Annotated in this window: 17 protein-coding genes; 8 read left to right on the top strand and 9 right to left on the bottom strand. The window is 62.3% G+C overall.

What is annotated here, in order from left to right; genetic code table 11:
• Positions 1 to 42 precede the first annotated feature (42 nt).
• The 5 genes from NKH95_RS04690 (at position 43) to NKH95_RS04710 (ending at position 4517) form a co-directional block, all read left to right on the top strand.
• Positions 43 to 561, top strand: coding sequence for an RNA polymerase sigma factor (locus NKH95_RS04690; RefSeq protein WP_023812879.1), 519 nt, complete (start codon positions 43 to 45; stop codon positions 559 to 561).
• A complete protein-coding gene (locus NKH95_RS04695) occupies positions 558 to 1349 on the top strand; it encodes an anti-sigma factor family protein (protein ID WP_023812880.1) in 792 nt (263 codons plus the stop codon). Before NKH95_RS04690 ends, NKH95_RS04695 begins: the two co-directional genes overlap by 4 nt.
• Positions 1350 to 1659: 310 nt before the next feature.
• Positions 1660 to 2763: a peptidase C39 family protein gene (locus NKH95_RS04700; RefSeq protein WP_352630842.1), complete on the top strand. Its 1104-nt coding sequence runs from the start codon at positions 1660 to 1662 to the stop codon at positions 2761 to 2763.
• Positions 2763 to 4226: a RimK family ATP-grasp domain-containing protein gene (locus tag NKH95_RS04705; protein WP_023812882.1), complete on the top strand. Its 1464-nt coding sequence runs from the start codon at positions 2763 to 2765 to the stop codon at positions 4224 to 4226. The genes NKH95_RS04700 and NKH95_RS04705 overlap by 1 nt, the downstream gene beginning before the upstream one ends.
• Positions 4227 to 4244: 18 nt before the next feature.
• Positions 4245 to 4517 carry a DUF3303 domain-containing protein gene (locus NKH95_RS04710; RefSeq protein WP_127268533.1) on the top strand — a complete coding sequence of 91 codons (273 nt, stop codon included), beginning with the start codon at positions 4245 to 4247 and terminating at the stop codon, positions 4515 to 4517.
• A gap of 18 nt (positions 4518 to 4535) precedes the next feature.
• Here NKH95_RS04710 and NKH95_RS04715 read toward each other — a convergent pair whose 3' ends face one another.
• Positions 4536 to 5447: a LysR substrate-binding domain-containing protein gene (locus NKH95_RS04715; RefSeq protein WP_128303041.1), complete on the bottom strand. Its 912-nt coding sequence runs from the start codon at positions 5445 to 5447 to the stop codon at positions 4536 to 4538.
• 111 nt (positions 5448 to 5558) lie between these two features.
• Here NKH95_RS04715 and NKH95_RS04720 point away from each other — a divergent pair, with 111 nt between their 5' ends.
• Positions 5559 to 6449: a fatty acid desaturase family protein gene (locus NKH95_RS04720; protein ID WP_352443175.1), complete on the top strand. Its 891-nt coding sequence runs from the start codon at positions 5559 to 5561 to the stop codon at positions 6447 to 6449.
• Between the two features lie 12 nt (positions 6450 to 6461).
• Here the strand turns inward: NKH95_RS04720 and NKH95_RS04725 are convergent, their stop codons facing one another.
• From NKH95_RS04725 to ygfZ, 3 genes are all read right to left on the bottom strand, one after another.
• Complete coding sequence (locus tag NKH95_RS04725) at positions 6462 to 8603, bottom strand: putative bifunctional diguanylate cyclase/phosphodiesterase (RefSeq protein WP_023812886.1); 2142 nt, start codon at positions 8601 to 8603, stop codon at positions 6462 to 6464.
• A gap of 63 nt (positions 8604 to 8666) precedes the next feature.
• The gene (locus NKH95_RS04730; RefSeq protein WP_352891137.1) at positions 8667 to 9299 is read right to left on the bottom strand and encodes an HD domain-containing protein; all 633 of its coding nucleotides are present in this window, start codon (positions 9297 to 9299) and stop codon (positions 8667 to 8669) included.
• Positions 9299 to 10159: a CAF17-like 4Fe-4S cluster assembly/insertion protein YgfZ gene (ygfZ, locus tag NKH95_RS04735; RefSeq protein WP_023812888.1), complete on the bottom strand. Its 861-nt coding sequence runs from the start codon at positions 10157 to 10159 to the stop codon at positions 9299 to 9301. The genes NKH95_RS04730 and ygfZ overlap by 1 nt, the downstream gene beginning before the upstream one ends.
• 75 nt (positions 10160 to 10234) lie before the next feature.
• On the opposite strand from ygfZ, the gene NKH95_RS04740 reads away from it, so the two are divergent.
• Positions 10235 to 11566: a dihydroorotase gene (locus NKH95_RS04740; RefSeq protein WP_023812889.1), complete on the top strand. Its 1332-nt coding sequence runs from the start codon at positions 10235 to 10237 to the stop codon at positions 11564 to 11566.
• A 35-nt stretch (positions 11567 to 11601) separates the two neighbouring features.
• Here the strand turns inward: NKH95_RS04740 and NKH95_RS04745 are convergent, their stop codons facing one another.
• The 4 genes from NKH95_RS04745 to NKH95_RS04760 form a co-directional block, all read right to left on the bottom strand.
• Positions 11602 to 12390, bottom strand: a complete 789-nt coding sequence (locus NKH95_RS04745) for a hypothetical protein (RefSeq protein WP_023812890.1) — start codon at positions 12388 to 12390, stop codon at positions 11602 to 11604.
• Positions 12391 to 12460: 70 nt separating this feature from the next.
• Positions 12461 to 12718, bottom strand: coding sequence for a hypothetical protein (locus NKH95_RS04750; protein WP_008874920.1), 258 nt, complete (start codon positions 12716 to 12718; stop codon positions 12461 to 12463).
• Positions 12719 to 13073: 355 nt separating this feature from the next.
• On the bottom strand, positions 13074 to 13451 hold the full coding sequence (locus NKH95_RS04755) for a TIGR02301 family protein (RefSeq protein WP_023812891.1): 378 nt from the start codon (positions 13449 to 13451) through the stop codon (positions 13074 to 13076).
• Between the two features lie 83 nt (positions 13452 to 13534).
• Complete coding sequence (locus NKH95_RS04760) at positions 13535 to 13969, bottom strand: NUDIX hydrolase (protein WP_023812892.1); 435 nt, start codon at positions 13967 to 13969, stop codon at positions 13535 to 13537.
• 126 nt (positions 13970 to 14095) lie between these two features.
• Here NKH95_RS04760 and NKH95_RS04765 point away from each other — a divergent pair, with 126 nt between their 5' ends.
• Entirely contained in the window at positions 14096 to 14857 is a 762-nt protein-coding gene (locus NKH95_RS04765; RefSeq protein WP_023812893.1) for an SOS response-associated peptidase, read from the top strand.
• A gap of 71 nt (positions 14858 to 14928) precedes the next feature.
• Here NKH95_RS04765 and NKH95_RS04770 read toward each other — a convergent pair whose 3' ends face one another.
• Positions 14929 to 15084 carry a hypothetical protein gene (locus NKH95_RS04770; protein ID WP_023812894.1) on the bottom strand — a complete coding sequence of 52 codons (156 nt, stop codon included), beginning with the start codon at positions 15082 to 15084 and terminating at the stop codon, positions 14929 to 14931.
• Positions 15085 to 15348 lie beyond the last annotated feature (264 nt).

Here is a 15348-nt window from a genome sequence, read left to right on the forward strand (position 1 = left end):
GTTCAATCGGATCAACAAGGGCGACCTCGAAAACCAGCGGTCATGGACGAAAAGAAGGCAGCAATCCTTGGCGAAATACCGCGCCTGCGCCGATACGCACGCTCGCTTTTGCGCGACCGCGACGCAGCCGACGACCTTGTTCAGGATTGCCTCGAGCGGGCGCTTGTGCGGCTCGACAATTGGCAGACAGGAGAAAGCCCCAGGAGGTGGCTGTTTACGATCATGCATCATTTGTTCATCGATCAGATGCGCAAGGTGAACCGCCGCGGCGAGGCGGCGATGCTGCCGCTGGAGGCGGGCGAGGCCGTTGCCCAGCCGGCCGAGCAGATGGAGAGCATTGCCTCGCGCGAGATCATCGACGCATTGCAGGCGATCAGCCCCGACCGTCGCGCAGCCCTTGTCATGGTTGCCATCGAAGGTTTTTCCTATGCCGAAGCCGCCAACATTCTGGGCGTGCCTGCGGGCACGCTGATGTCGCGCATTGCGCGCGGGCGTGAGGAATTGCGCGGGTTGCTGGACGACACGGCGCGCCGCCGGGCGATAAGGATCGTCGAGAAATGATCCGCCGCGACTTTTCCGAACGTGACATCCACATGGCGCTCGATGGCGAGCTGCCCGGCGATGAGCGCTCGGCCTACGATGCCTGGCTCGACGCCAATCCCGAGATGAAGGCCAAGAGCGCCCGTTTCACCGCCGACCGAGCGGCGCTGCGTGCCGCCTTCGCCGACGTGCTGGACGAAGCCGTGCCTGCGCGGTTGCGCAAGGTCGTGCTTGGCGAGACGCCGGTCAAGGCATCTGTGCCACGCTCACGCTGGTGGCTTGCCGCTGCTGCCGCCGTGCTTCTGGTCACTGGCGGACTTGGTGGCTACTTTGCCGGCATCGATGGCATCGGCCAGGAGGACCCGGCGGAAGATCGGCTGGCCGAGCAGGCAATCGCGGCCCATGTCATCTATGCCGCCGAAAAGCGGCATGCCGTCGAGGTGCCGGCCAGCGACAAGGACCATCTGCAGACTTGGCTGTCCAACCGGATAGGGCTGAAGCTGGTGGCGCCGGACCTGACCGCCGACGGATTCCAGCTGGTCGGCGGCCGGCTGTTGCCGGCAGGCGAGAGCAAGGCCGCCATGCTGCTTTACGAGGACGGCAATGGGCAGCGTATCTCGCTGTTCGTCACCACCGAATCGACCGAGAATGCCAAGGGCACCTACGCCGCCGCGCAAGACGGACCCGAGGCCGTCTACTGGCTGGACAAGGGCTATGGCTGTGCCGTGGTCGGCTCCTTGCCGCGCGAGCGGTTGGCCGAGGTCGCGAGGAGCGCCTACACGCAACTTGTAAACGGGCTGGCAAGCTGAACGGCATCGCTTTTGCCGGTGCCGTCGATGCGCGAATGCTGATCCGGTCGAAGGACCTTTTGCGCCCGTCGGGCCGGCGTCGGATTTGTCACAATTCGGCCCTAATCGAGGTGCGATAGCGCTTGATGAATGCCGTCGCATCGCCCCGAAAATCGGAAACGGTTTTTGGAAACCCGAGGCGAAGATTCAAGGTGGTGGAGCGGACTTCGTGCGCCCAGGTGGACGCCGGTTTTCCCAACGCCCTGGTTGGCGTCAAGGACGTGTTCGAGTAGGGCCATTTCCACCACCAATCGAGGTTTTCTGAAGCCGCATGCCTGCCGAGATCCGCACGGCCCGCGCGTCTGACGTCGATGATCTCGCCGCCATTGAGAAAGCTGTTTTCTCAAGCGACCGTATTTCCCGCCGCTCCTTCCGCCTGTTCATCGAGCGTGAAACCGCCGAGACGCTGGTCGCCGAAGTCGACGGCCGCGTGGCCGGCTATGCGATCGTGCTGTTTCGCAAGGGCAGCGGCGTGGCGCGCCTCTACTCGATTGCGACCAGTCCGTTTTTCGGCGGACTGGGTGTCGGCCGCATGCTGCTCGGATCCGCCGAAGATGCCGCCTTCGAGCACGACCGCATGATGCTGCGCCTCGAAGTTCGCGAGGACAACAGCCGCGCGATCCGCATCTACGAACGGGCCGGTTATCGCAAGATCGGCCGTGAGCCCGGCTACTATGAGGATGGCGAAACGGCACTTCGCTACGAAAAGACGTTGCGTGGCGGCATTCCGATCGCCACCAAGGTTCCGTTCTACCCGCAGACCTGCGAATTCACCTGCGGCCCGTGCTGCCTGATGATGGCGATGGCCAATTTCGATCGCGGCTTCGTGCCGGATCCGGTCATGGAAATCCGCCTGTGGCGTGAAGCGACGACCGTCTTCATGATGTCGGGTCCCGGTGGTTGCGAACCGTTCGGCCTTGCTGTCTCGGGCTACGAAAGCGGGCTCGCGGTGGAGATCTACGTTTCCTTCTATGGCGCGCTGTTCCTGCAATCGGTGCGCAGTGAGGACAAGCGCAGGGTGATGGAACTGGCCCAGGTCGACTTTCGCCGACGCGCGGAACTTTACGGTATCCCGGTGAATTACCGTGCATTCACAATCGACGATATCCGCGCTGCGATCGCTGGGGGAAAGCTGGTGCTGGTGCTGATCAGCGGCTTCCTGATGTTCGGCAAGAAGGTGCCGCACTGGGTGCTGGCGATCGGCGATGACGGCGACCATATCCTGATCCACGACCCTTGGGTCGAGGATGAAAGGCAGGAGACCATTCTTGATGCAGCCAACATTCCCGTGCCTTACGGCATCTTCATGAACATGGCGCAGTTCGGTCGCGATGGACTGCGTGCCGCCATCACTCTGGGAAAGCGTGACAGATAATGACCTGGGTCATCCTTACCGGCAGGCAGAGCGATCTCGACCAGGTGGCGACACCGCACAAGATCATCACCAATCGCGACTATCTCGCGCATCCGTCACTGTTTCGCGGCCAGCGGCCGAAGGTCATCAACCTGTCGAACAATTACGCCTACCAGAGCCGCGGCTACTATGCGTCGCTGCTGGCAAGCTCGCGCGGCCACAAGGTGATCCCGACGGTCGAAACGATGATCGACCTTTCGGAGCGCAAGCTCTATGAACACGCGCTGCCGGAACTGGAGCTGGCGCTCAACAAATGCCGCAAGGACCTCGGCGACGTTTTTCCGCAAAAGGTCTGCATCTTCTTCGGCATCGGCCCGTCGAAAATCTGGGACCGCTTCGCCAAACTTCTGTTCGACTGGTTCCGCGCGCCGGCGCTCGAAGTCCACATCAAGGACAGCGCCGAATGGGCCTCGATCCGCAAGATCGGTTTCCATCCGCTGGCGCGGATGACCGAGGACGAGGAAAAAAGCTTCATCCAGTGCCTGGAGACCTACACCAACCGCGAATGGCGCGACACCAAGGGCCGCACGCCGGCGCGCTACACCTTCGCCACGCTGGTCGACCCGCATGAGGAATTGCCGCCCTCGGAGATATCGTCGCTGCGCTATTGGGCCAAGATCGCCGAGAAGATGGGCGTCGAAATCGAGCCGATCACCAAACGGGACCTCGCCAAGCTCGCCAATTACGACGCGCTGTTCATCCGCGAGACCACCTCGATCTCCAACCACACCTATCGTTTCGCCCGCCGCGCCCAGCAGGAAGGAATGCCGGTGATCGACGATCCGCTGTCGATGATCCGCTGCACCAACAAGGTCTATCTCAACGAGCTGATGGCCTACAACAAGGTGCCGGTGCCGCCGACGGTGATGATCGCCGGCACCTCGGATCTCGAACTGGCGGCGCAGACCCTGGGCTTTCCGCTGGTGCTGAAGATCCCGGATTCGTCGTTCTCGCGCGGCGTCAAGAAATGCGCCAATTTCGAGGAACTGAAGACGCTGGCCACCGAATGGCTGGAGGATTCCGACCTTCTGATCGCGCAGAAATTCATTCCGACCGAGTATGACTGGCGCGTCGGCGTGCTCGGCGGCCAGCCATTGTTTGCCGTGCACTATCTGATGGCCAAGAAGCACTGGCAGATCGTCAACCACAAGGCCAACGGCAAGCCCGACCAGGGCGGCATCAAGACCTTCACGCTAAAGGAAACGCCGGCGCATGTCGTCGAGACGGCAGTGAAGGCGGCGCGCTGCATCGGTGACGGGCTCTATGGAGTCGATCTCAAGGAGACCAAGGACGGCGTCTTCGTCATAGAGGTCAACGACAATCCCAACCTCGACCATGGCTGGGAGGATTCCGGCGAGAAGGACGAGGTCTGGGTGCGGCTGACGCAGTGGTTCCTGGAGCGGCTGGACCGGCCGGGGCGGTAATTTGATCGGGGGTAGAACATGCAGTTCATCGTCATCGAGGATTTCACCGGCTGCGATCGCAAGGAGATCTACCGCCGCTTTCGCGACCGCGGCCGCCTGAAACCTGACGAGCTTCTCGTGCACCACAGTTGGATCGCGGCGGACATGAGCCGCTGCTTCCTGCTGGTGGAGACCGATGACGTCACACTGCTGCAGCGTTGGGTCATCGAATGGGCGGATCTGGTGGAGTTCGAGATCATCCCCGTGGCGACAAACAAGGACATGGCTGAGGCATTGAGCGGGCACCTCTGATCATCGCCGCACACTACGTCAACGCAGTGCCGGCGAGCCGACTGCGCGCCGACACTCGTCGATCAGCCACAGGCGAAACGCCGCCACGACATCGCGCCTGGCGCTGCGCTCCGGGATCGTCAGGCAATAGGGCTGGCGCAGCTCCAGTGCCTGGGCGAGGGGCCTGACAAGTCGGCCGTCTGCCAGCGCCGCGGCACAGTAGATCCCTTGCGCCAGCGCCACGCCCAATCCCGAAATGGCAAGGTCGAGTGCCGCGCGCGATGAGTTGGCCGAGAGGCCGCGCTGCGCTGCCCGGCCGGGCTCGATGCCGGCCGCCTCGAACCAGTTGTGCCAGGACGGAAAGGACGCACCAGTCGGTCCCCAGCCCGTGTGGATAAGCGGCAGGCTGGCCAGGCCCTCGGGTTTGATTGTGTCCGCCAGCCCGGGGGCACACACGGGATAGACTGCGTCCTGGACGATGTCCTCGGTCGGGTGCTCGCGATAATGCGGCCCATAGGAGAGCCTGATGTCGATCAGTTCACGGTCGAACGGCACCGGGTCGTCGTCGCCTCTGAGCGATATGTCGACGACGCCATGGCTTGAGGCAAAACCAGCGAGACGCTGCGAAAGCCAACCCATGGCCATGGATGGCGGCACCGACACCACAAGGCGTGGGCGGAACGTATCGCCGCCCAGCTGGCGCGCGACGCTGCCGATCTCCTGGAAGGCCATGGTCAGCCTGGGCAGCATCTCGACGCCGGCCTCGGTGAGGACGACGCGCCGGTTGACGCGGTGGAACAGCTTGCGGCCCATCTGCTCCTCGACCGTGCGGATGAGCTGACTGACGGCAGCGGCCGACACCGAAAGCTCTTCCGCCGCCGCGGCAAAGCTGCCTATACGGGCCGCAGCCTCGAAAGCTTGAAGCCCTTTGAGAGAGGGAGGTACGGCCATAATCACCGAATAGATAAGTTCAGCTTATCTAGATTGCAGAAATCGTCGTTTTTGGAAAGGTTGTTCATTGGCTACAGTGGGTTCATCAAACTCCAGTCTGGATCGAAGCACGTGGATCATCGTGACGTAATTTCATCGCTGACGCAGGAGGAGCGCAATCGGCTGACCGCCAAGTCTGATGTTGCGGGCCTCGTTCAGCTTGCTGCTCATTGGGGCGCGATCGTGGTCGTCGGATCGCTGATCGCCGTCAAGGTGCCGTTCTGGCCACTGCTGATGCTGCCGCAAGGTATCCTCATCGTCTTCCTGTTCACGCTGCTGCACGAAACGGTCCATCGCACGGCCTTTGAGTCGCAATGGCTGAACGATGCCGTGGCGCGGGTGTGCAGCCTGGCGATCGCGCTGCCGGCGGACTGGTTTCGCTATTTCCATTTCGCCCACCATCGATACACGCAGGACCCGCAGAACGACCCGGAACTGGCCTTCCCCAAACCGGAGACATGGCGGCAATATCTCGTCCACATATCCGGCATCCCTTTGTGGTGGGGCCACCTCAAGACGCTTTATGCCAATGCGATGGACCGCGGCCGGGAAAGCTACGTTCCGCCAAAGGGCTATGACAAGGTGCGCATCGAGGCACGCGCCATGATTGCCTTTTACGCCGTGGTCCTTCTGCTGGCCGTCTATTTCCGGCTCTCGGTGCTTCTCTATGTCTGGATCTTGCCCGCTCTGTTGGGGCAGCCGTTTCTGCGCCTCTATCTCTTAGCCGAGCACGGCCGTTGTCCGTTCGTCGCCAACATGCTGGAGAACACCAGGACCACGCTGACCAACTGGCTGGTCCGCAGGCTGGCGTGGAACATGCCGTTCCATGCCGAGCATCATGCCTATCCAGGCGTGCCGTTTCATCAACTGCCGCGGTTTCATGCGCTGATCGAGCGGCATCTCAAGGTGGTCGAGCCCGGCTATGTCAGCTTCCACGGCAAATACATCGACACGCTGCGTTGACGATGGCCGGCCTCAGCCGGTCTGGCTGTGGAGCGCTCGGGATTTCAACAGACGCTGGATCTCGGCGGCCGTTGACGGCACGCCGATCAGATAGCCCTGCGCCTCTGTACAGCCATTGCCGCGCAGGATGTCGAGTTGCGCCTCGGTCTCGACCCCCTCGGCGGTGACAGTGATGCCAAGCTCGGCGCCCAGCCCGATGACGGTGCGAACGATCGCCGCGGCGTCACGATTGCCCAGGTCGTGGATGAACGAACGATCGATCTTGATCTTGTCGACGGGAAAACGCCTGAGATAGCCGAGCGAAGAATAGCCGATGCCGAAATCGTCCAGCGCGATACGGATGCCGAGTTCGCGCAACTGCCGCAGCGTCCTTAGCACCGCCTCGCTTTCGTCCATCAGCACGGTTTCGGTGATTTCAAGCTCCAACCGACCGGCTGGCACGCCGGAGAAAGCCAGCGCCGAGATGACGCTGCGGGCGAAGCTGCCGCTTTTAAGTTGCACGGCCGAGACATTGACCGCGACGCGCAGGCCGGCGGGCCAGTCGGCCGCCGCCGTGCAGGCTTTCCTCAGCGCCCATTCGCCAAGCGGCACGATCAATCCGGTGTCTTCGGCGACCGGAATGAAGCTGTCCGGCGCCACCGTGCCGCGTGTCGGCGAATGCCAGCGCATCAAGGCTTCCGCGCCGACGATCTCCCCGGATGCGATGTTCATGATGGGCTGGAAATCGAGGTCGAACTCCTGGCGCGGCAGCGCGGTCTCAAGGTCGACCTCCAGCGCACGCCGTGCCTGTACCATTGCGTCCATTCCGGGTTCGAAGAACCGATACAGATTGCGCCCTTCGCTCTTCGCCCGATAAAGCGCTGTATCGGCGTTCCTCAGCAGCGTGTCGGCATCTCGGCCGTCGTCGGGGAAAACCGCGATACCCAGGCTGATTCCGATATGCATCTCGCGGCTCTTGTCGCGGAACGGTTTTCCGATTGTCTCGACGATGCGCTTCGCGAGTTTTTCAGCACTGGCAATGCCCTTGAAATTGAACTGGATGATGACGAATTCATCGCCGCCGAAGCGGGCGACGACGTCGTTTTCATTATGCAGGCAGCGCTGTAGTCGCTCGGCCACGCTCTTCAGAAGCCAGTCGCCGGCCGGATGTCCCCAGGTGTCGTTGACCGCCTTGAAGCGATCGAGATCGAGCGAGAAGATCGCCAGCGGCGTGGCCGCCGTGTCCTCCAGCGCAAGGTCGAGCCGTTCGCGGAACATCGAGCGGTTGGGCAGGCCGGTCAGCATATCGTGATGCGCAAGATGGGTCATGCGCTCTTCGGTACGGCGGCGCTCCGTAACATCGTCGAAGGTCGCCACCCAACCGCCGCCGCTCATCGGCTGGCGGGTGACCAGAACCGTCCTGCCGTCGGTAAGATGCCGATAGGCCGAGTGCATTTTTCTCGCCACCAGGCAGGCCTCGGTCTTGGCGACTTCGCTGTCGACATCGATCTTCGTATAGATGCCGAGCTCCAGCAATCGTTCGAGCGCGTCGCGGTGCGTTGTTCCAAGCGGGAAGTCCGCCGCGGTGACGTTGTAGAGTTCTAGAAAACGCCCGTTGCGCACGATCATCTTGCCGTCGGCGTCATACATCAGCAGGCCTTGCGACATGTTGGCGAGCGCTGCGTCGAAGCGGCGGTGCTGCTCCTTGAGATCCTCTTGCGCGCGGCGCTGCTCGGTGATGTCTTCATAGATCGAGACCCAGCCGCCCAGAGCCAGAGGGCGGTGCGAGATGCTGACGATGCGGCCGTCCGACAGTGTTTCTTCGTAGGTCGACGGCTTTGCCTGATCGATATAGGGCTTGCGGATGGCGTAGAGTTCGTCGGCGGTTTGCGAGGCGATGCCGATATCGGCGCTGTGGCGCAGAATGTCGAGGAATCGGATGCCGGGCCTTATCACGCTGGCTTCGAGGCAAAAGATGTTCAGGTAGTTGCCGTTGCAGATGATCATCCGCTCGTCGGCGTCGAACATGCACAGGCCGTGCGACATGTTCTCGACCGCAGCCGAAAAGCGTTGGTTCTGCTCGCGCAGTTCGTCTTCCATGTGGCGGGAGTGGTCCATGCCTTCGGCCTCCCGTTTCGGGATGGTCGGACCATCCTTGGCATCAGCGACGGGCATGAGCGCGCCTGCGGACCGTGATCGAACGCGCTATTGTGGCCGCCGCCGGTTAATTTAGCGTTTTTAGCCGATTGCGGTCGCCGAAACCTGGTGCCGCGACGTCTCGATCGCGGAAAACCGCTTCAGGAACGCATTTTGCGCCCAGGTCACCGAGCGTGGCGTGAAATCGAAGCGGTCGGCATTGAAGCCGCGCGGCCGGCCGAAGAACTCGGTCGCCTCGGCGGTCGAAAAGCCGGCGAGCAGCGTTGCCTCGAAATAGGCGGCGATCTGGTCGGCGCGCTTGATCTCCTTGCGCAGCGCAGCACCCGGTTCCGGCAGCGAGAAGCGCAGATGGATGGCGCGCTGCAGCCGCAACTCACAATCCTTGTAGCTGCCGCCCATTACCGATTTGAACGGTGAGATCATGTCGCCGATGACATATTCGGGGGCGTCGTGCAGAAGAGCCGCCAGCCCGGCGTCGGCCGAAGCCTCGGGTACCAGGTCGCGGAACAGCGCTTCGACCAGCAGCGAGTGCTGGGCGACCGAAAAGGCATGCTCACCGCTGGTCTGGCCGTTCCAGCGGGCAACGCGGGCGAGCCCATGCGCAATGTCTGAAATCTCGATGTCGAGCGGCGAGGGGTCGAGCAGGTCGAGCCGGCGGCCCGACAGCATGCGCTGCCAGGCGCGTGCCGGTGCGCCGACGCGGTCGGCCGCCATCAGACCCCCTCCGCGCTGGCGGCTTCCTGCGGGAAGGTGAATTTTGCCCAACCGGGAATGGCCAGCGTAACTGGAACGTCCGCCGCCATGATCGGCAGATCGGCGTCGAGCGCCGCCTTGATCCGGTCGATACGGACAATCGCCAGACCAGCCGTGCCGGCAGTCGAGCCAAGCGTGCCAACCGGCCTGCCTTCGACGGTCAGCTCAGAGCCGGGCGCGGGCAGGGGCCGGTCGGCTGACACAATCAGCACGCGCCGCCTGGCGGTGCCGCGATGCTGCATGCGCGAGACGACCTCCTGGCCGACATAGCAGCCCTTCTTGAAGCCGACGCCACCGGTTTCGTCCAGCAGCACGTCGTGGGGGAAGGCGTCTCCGAGTTGGTAGTCGCTGCCGCTTTCGGCAATGCCGCCGGCAATGCGGAAGGCTTGCCACGCGGCAAGATCGCTGCGCTCATCTGTTTCGCCATAGGAACGCGTGACGGCACCCTTCGGAAAGCGTGTGTCGGCGGCTGCCGTTGAATCAGATTGTGAGGGTGTTGATTCATGTCCCCATGCGACGGTGACAAATGCCTGATCGGATTTTGCAATCTCGACCTTGGCGCGCAGTTTGTAGAGCGTCAGCCGGCGTATGAAATCGTCCGCTATGTCGGCACGGCATTCGAGCCGGAATGCATTCTCGCCGGTGCGCGAGATCAGGAAATCGAACAGGATCTTGCCTTGCGGCGTCAGCAGCGCACCGGGCTTGGCTTCGCCGGGAGCCAGAATGTCGAGATCGGTGGTCACGATGTTTTGCAAAAAATGCTCGGCATCCGGACCTGATACGGAAATGAGGGCGCGGTCTTTGAGCTGGGCAAAGGGCATGGGCGGAAAAGCAACCTGATCTTGCAAAATGGTCGGCCTTTACGTAAGCCGCTGGCACTCCCCCCGCAAGAGAGCATGGCCATGATCTACGACCTCATCCTGACAGGCGGCACAGTGGTCAACCATGACGGCGAAGGGGCTCGCGACATCGGCGTGAAGGACGGGCGCATCGCTGCCATCGGCGGTCTCCGCCAGGCCTCGGCCGGCGAGACGATCGACTGCCGCGGCCTGCATATCCTGCCGGGTGTCATCGACAGCCAGGTGCACTTTCGCGAGCCGGGACTGGAGCACAAGGAAGATTTGGAAACGGGGTCGCGCGCGGCCGTGCTTGGCGGCGTCACCGCCGTGTTCGAGATGCCCAACACCAATCCTTTGACCACCAGCGAGGCAGCGCTTGCCGACAAGGTCCGGCGCGGCACGGATCGCATGCATTGCGATTTCGCCTTCTGGGTCGGCGGTACCCGCGAAAACGCCGGGGATGTCGGCGAGCTTGAGCGGCTGCCGGGCGCTGCCGGGATCAAGGTTTTCATGGGCTCGTCCACTGGCGACCTGCTGGTCGAGGATGACGAGGGCGTGGCGTCGATCCTGAGAAACACGCGCCGGCGCGCCGCCTTTCATTCGGAAGACGAATTCCGGCTGCGCGAGCGTCTTGGCGAGCGCATCGAGGGCGACCCGGCATCGCACCCTGTCTGGCGCGACGAGATCGCCGCCTTACGCTGTACCGAACGGCTTGTACGCATCGCGCGCAGCGTTCGCGCCCGCATTCATGTCCTGCACATCTCGACGGCCGAGGAGATTGTGTTTCTCGAACAACACAAGGATGTCGCGACCTGCGAGGCAACGCCGCATCATTTGACGCTAAGCGCCGACGACTACGCACGCCTTGGCACGCTGATCCAGATGAACCCGCCGGTGCGCGCCGCCCGCCATCGCGACGGCGTCTGGCACGGCATTGCCCAAGGCGTCGTCGACGTGCTCGGCTCCGACCATGCGCCGCACACGCTGGCCGAGAAGGCCAAGCCGTATCCGGCCTCACCGTCGGGAATGACCGGCGTGCAGACGCTGGTGCCGATCATGCTCGACCACGTCAATGCCGGCCGGCTGACCTTGCAGCGCTTTGTCGACCTGTCCAGTCATGGCCCGCAGCGGATCTTCGGCATGGCCAGGAAAGGCCGCATCGCAGCCGGCTATGACGCCGACTTCACCATCGTAGACATGATGCGGCGCGAGATGATCACCAATGCGCAGGCCGGCTCGAAAGCCGGCTGGACGCCTTATGATGGCAGGGAAGTGACGGGTTGGCCGGTCGGCACCGTCATTCGAGGCCGACGTGTCATGTGGGAGGGCGAAATCGTCACGCCAGGCCAAGGCAAAGCGGTGGAGTTTTCCGAGGCATTGCCCGTCTAGGCTCCCGGATCTCTGCAAGGGCAGAGGCAGAAAGCTCAATCCCCGGCGACGAAGAACGACCACTGTCCGGCAGGCGTGATGCCGACACGGTAGAAGATATAGGCGCCGAACTGCTTCATATCATTGAAATCGCCGGCGGTGACGATCTTGAAGAGCTCGACCCGCTGCTTGGCGTCCAGCTTGTCCAGCGGCAGGGCGAAGAAATACGGCCACACATAGAGTTCTTGTGGCGTGCCGGCATCGAGGTGGACGTAGCCGGCATTAAGCACCTCCTCCAGGATGGCCAGAATCTCCTGGCCGTCTGGGTCTCCGGAGAGGCCCTTGAGGAAGGCGATGGCGTCGCCGTCTATGTCGGTCAGCGATATCTGTGTCATGCTCTCGCCCGTGCCGATCAACGGTCGCAGCTTTTCGATATCGCCGCCCTTGCAGGCTTCGACGATCAGATCGTGCATGCGCCGCACCGGTTCCGGCAGCTTGCCGAGATCGTAGACGACCTCAGGCACCGGCGTTTCCGGATCGACGCGCGGTCTGGTCACGCCGCCATCCGCCGGGCTGTCCGGCTCGGCTTCGGCAGGAGCAGTCGGCTGGCTGGCCGGCGGCGGTGTTCCGACCGGGTTGGGCATTGGCACGGCGCTTCCGGGGGGCGACATGTCGTCGTCGGCCGGCGGCGTGACTGTCGGGGGGAGCTCTTCGCGCTTGATTTCGCTCAGCGCATACACGGGGCTGCTCGCGAGACACACAAGCAGGGGAATCGCGGCACAGCAAGCGGCGAAGGAGATGCGAAGGATCAAGCCACACGGCTTGCCTGACATCGAAAAACTCACTGCCCGTTTCTCCCTGCTTCCGGGCATGACGCCCGAGCGGCATGTTCCCGTCAAAGAACCGGACGTCGGTTCAGTGCCGCAGCCGTTCAGGTTCGAAGGCGCCAGCAATCACCTTTTCACGCATACGGTCGAGCAGGGCAAGGGCCGAGGTCTCGCCATTGGCACGCAACATCTCGCCGAAGGCTGTTTCGAGCGCTGCTTCGGCGATGATCTCGGGCTCTATCCCGGCGGAGAGACCTTCCGCCCAGGCCTCGCTGTGGCTTTCCACGGCGGTCAGGCGTTTTTCTTCCCTGACCAGCGCGTCGATGTCGTTGACACCATGTTCCATAAGCGAATGTCCACCCTTTCAAGCTGCGATCCATCGATGTGGATCAGGCCTGATCTGTTCATTTCACACGCAGGGGCAATTAAGTATTTGTAAATACGACATTTTTTTGATCGTCTTTTACAAAGCCCGATTGCCTTGTGCGAAGCTGCGTTCAGCTCGAGTCAAACTTAGCCGATTGGGGCGGCCTGCGGGGCGAAAACCTTCAGTTTGAGTTAATTCCGCTTTCGCGCGGTAAGGTTTCGTTAATACTGTTGCAGAAGTGCAACATGAGGATTGCACCAAGATATCGCCTGGCACAAGCCGATATATCCGCTGTGCCCAGCAATGATCCGGATAGTTGTTGATGAGCGAGTGCCTAGTTGCCGTAACGCGAGGCGATATCGCGAGATAGCGTCTCGCCTTCCTTCATGTAGCGGCTGATGGCTTCGGTCGCCGAGGGCGTGCACCTCGTATAGGTGCCGCCGAAAGAGCGGTAGCCGCGATTGAAGCTGGCGATGAAGCGGGCGCGCCGCTCGGCGTCCGGATTTTCCGAATCGAGCAGTTTTGTCATCTCGACACGCCACTGCTCGCCCTTCTCGCCGCACAGATTGCGCAGGAAATGCAGCGAGCCCAGAACCTCCGCCAGCCGCATCAACCCAGGCTCGAACGGCGACTCGGCGCTGAGCGCGGGCCGTATCGAAACGGTCGTGCTGACGGAAAGACACACGGCGAGGAGCATGGATGGACGGTTCATAAGCCTTCTCTACCCAACGGCGTGGCTCTGCCAAACAGGATAAGTCTTTGTGGCGAAACAATTTGTCGCCTGCAAGGCGGTTTTCAGGGCAGCAGTCCGGCGTTTCTGCCAGGGGCCAACAAGTCTTCTGCGACCGCGAATACCGAGCCTGCTAGCGGCAGCGCCGCCATCTCGATGAGCGTATAGAAGGCCGCCGTCTCTGCATCGTCGCTGGCCACCGCCTCGCCGCCGGCATAGACGGCTCCGAAGACTGTGAGGAGATAGTCAACCGGGTGGCTGTCGTCCCTGCCGTCGATGTGGATTTCCCGAAGCCGGCGATAATCGGTGGCCCGCAAGCCGGTCTCTTCCAACAGTTCGCGAGCGATGGCTTGCTCCAGCGTTTCGTCGGGCTCGACCTTGCCGCCTGGAAAGGCATAGAGCCCCTGCGAGGGTTGCCGCGCCCGCTTGACCAGAAGCACGGTGTCTGCGCGCACGACGGCGACCGAAACTGCCGGAAGTGTCTTGCGCGCTTTGTTCATGGGTTCCCGATCAGGCGTGAAGCTGGTCTGTTGTGGAACCGCCAGCATGCGGAAGCTTTAGCGGTTGCGCAACGGCGGTTCTATCGCCACTTTCAAGCTGAACCATTCGAAGGGCGCCAATCGACCATGTGCGGACGTTTTGCCTTGACCGCGACGCCGGACCAGACTGCCGCCTTGCTAGGTTTGGCTGAACTGGAGGATTTCCCGGCGCGCTACAACATCGCACCAACCCAACCGATCCTGATGGCGGTCGCCGGCCCCCCGCAGGCGCCGGGCTCCAATCTGCCGGACCGGCAGCCGATGCTGGTGCGCTGGGGGCTGATTCCGACCTGGGTCAAGGATACCAGGGAATTTCCGCTGCTGTTCAACGCGCGCTCTGAAGGCGCAGCTGAGAAGGCCTCGTTCAAAGCCGCCATGCGCCATCGCCGCGCGCTGGTGCCGGCGTCGGGTTTTTACGAGTGGCGGCAAACTGGTGGCAAGAAGGGGCAGCCCTACTGGATCAGGCCTAGGCATGGCGGGTTGCTCGCCTTTGCCGGCTTGATCGAGACCTATGCCGAGCCGGGCGGTTCGGAAATGGACACCGGCGCTATCTTGACCGTCAACGCCAATGCCGACATCGCCCATATTCACGACCGCATGCCGGTGGTGATCGATCCCAGGGATTTCGCCCGCTGGCTGGATTGCCGCACGCTCGAGCCGCGCGATGTCGCCGACCTGTTGCGGCCGGCACAGCCTGATTTCTTCGAGGCAATTCCCGTCTCCGACCTCGTCAACAAGGTCGTCAACACCGGACCGGAGATCCAGGAGCGGGGCGAGATCGGGCCGGAGCCCGAAAAAGTCAAGCGCCAGAAGCCCGGCGCGGACGACAGTCAGCTGACGTTGTTTTAGCTGAGCTGTTCTTCAGGGCCGCATGTCAGCGCCCTCATGCCTGGCACCTTTGGCGCCAGCCACACACTGCTTCAGGCAGCGCGGGGCGATACGATCTTCTGCGCCGGCTTCTTCTTCTTCGCGGTGTGGAGAAGTGCGGCGACGATCGCGGCCGGGCCTATGGCGCGATAGTGGTTGGCCAGCGCCGGTTGCTTGGCGCGATTGGATTCCTGCTTGCTTCGGAGCATGTCTCTCTTCCCAGGTAACATTTTCGTGTCTGCGTTTGATGGCCGATTCTGACCAAATCGTGACGCCTGCTGATCTAGCCGGCGAATGTTTCATGACTGTGCCGACATGTTTAATAAAATGTTTCAGTGGCTCATTACCTGTGATCCAGCGACGTTTTTGCCGAAACTAGCGACTTGACGGCAACACTCGCCAAGGCGATAAAGCCGCCCATGAAAACGTCTTTCGCCATTTGTGGCATTTGCATTATTGGCTAGCCTCGCGCT

The organism is Mesorhizobium sp. M0848, from assembly GCF_040319805.1.
Classification (GTDB): domain Bacteria; phylum Pseudomonadota; class Alphaproteobacteria; order Rhizobiales; family Rhizobiaceae; genus Mesorhizobium.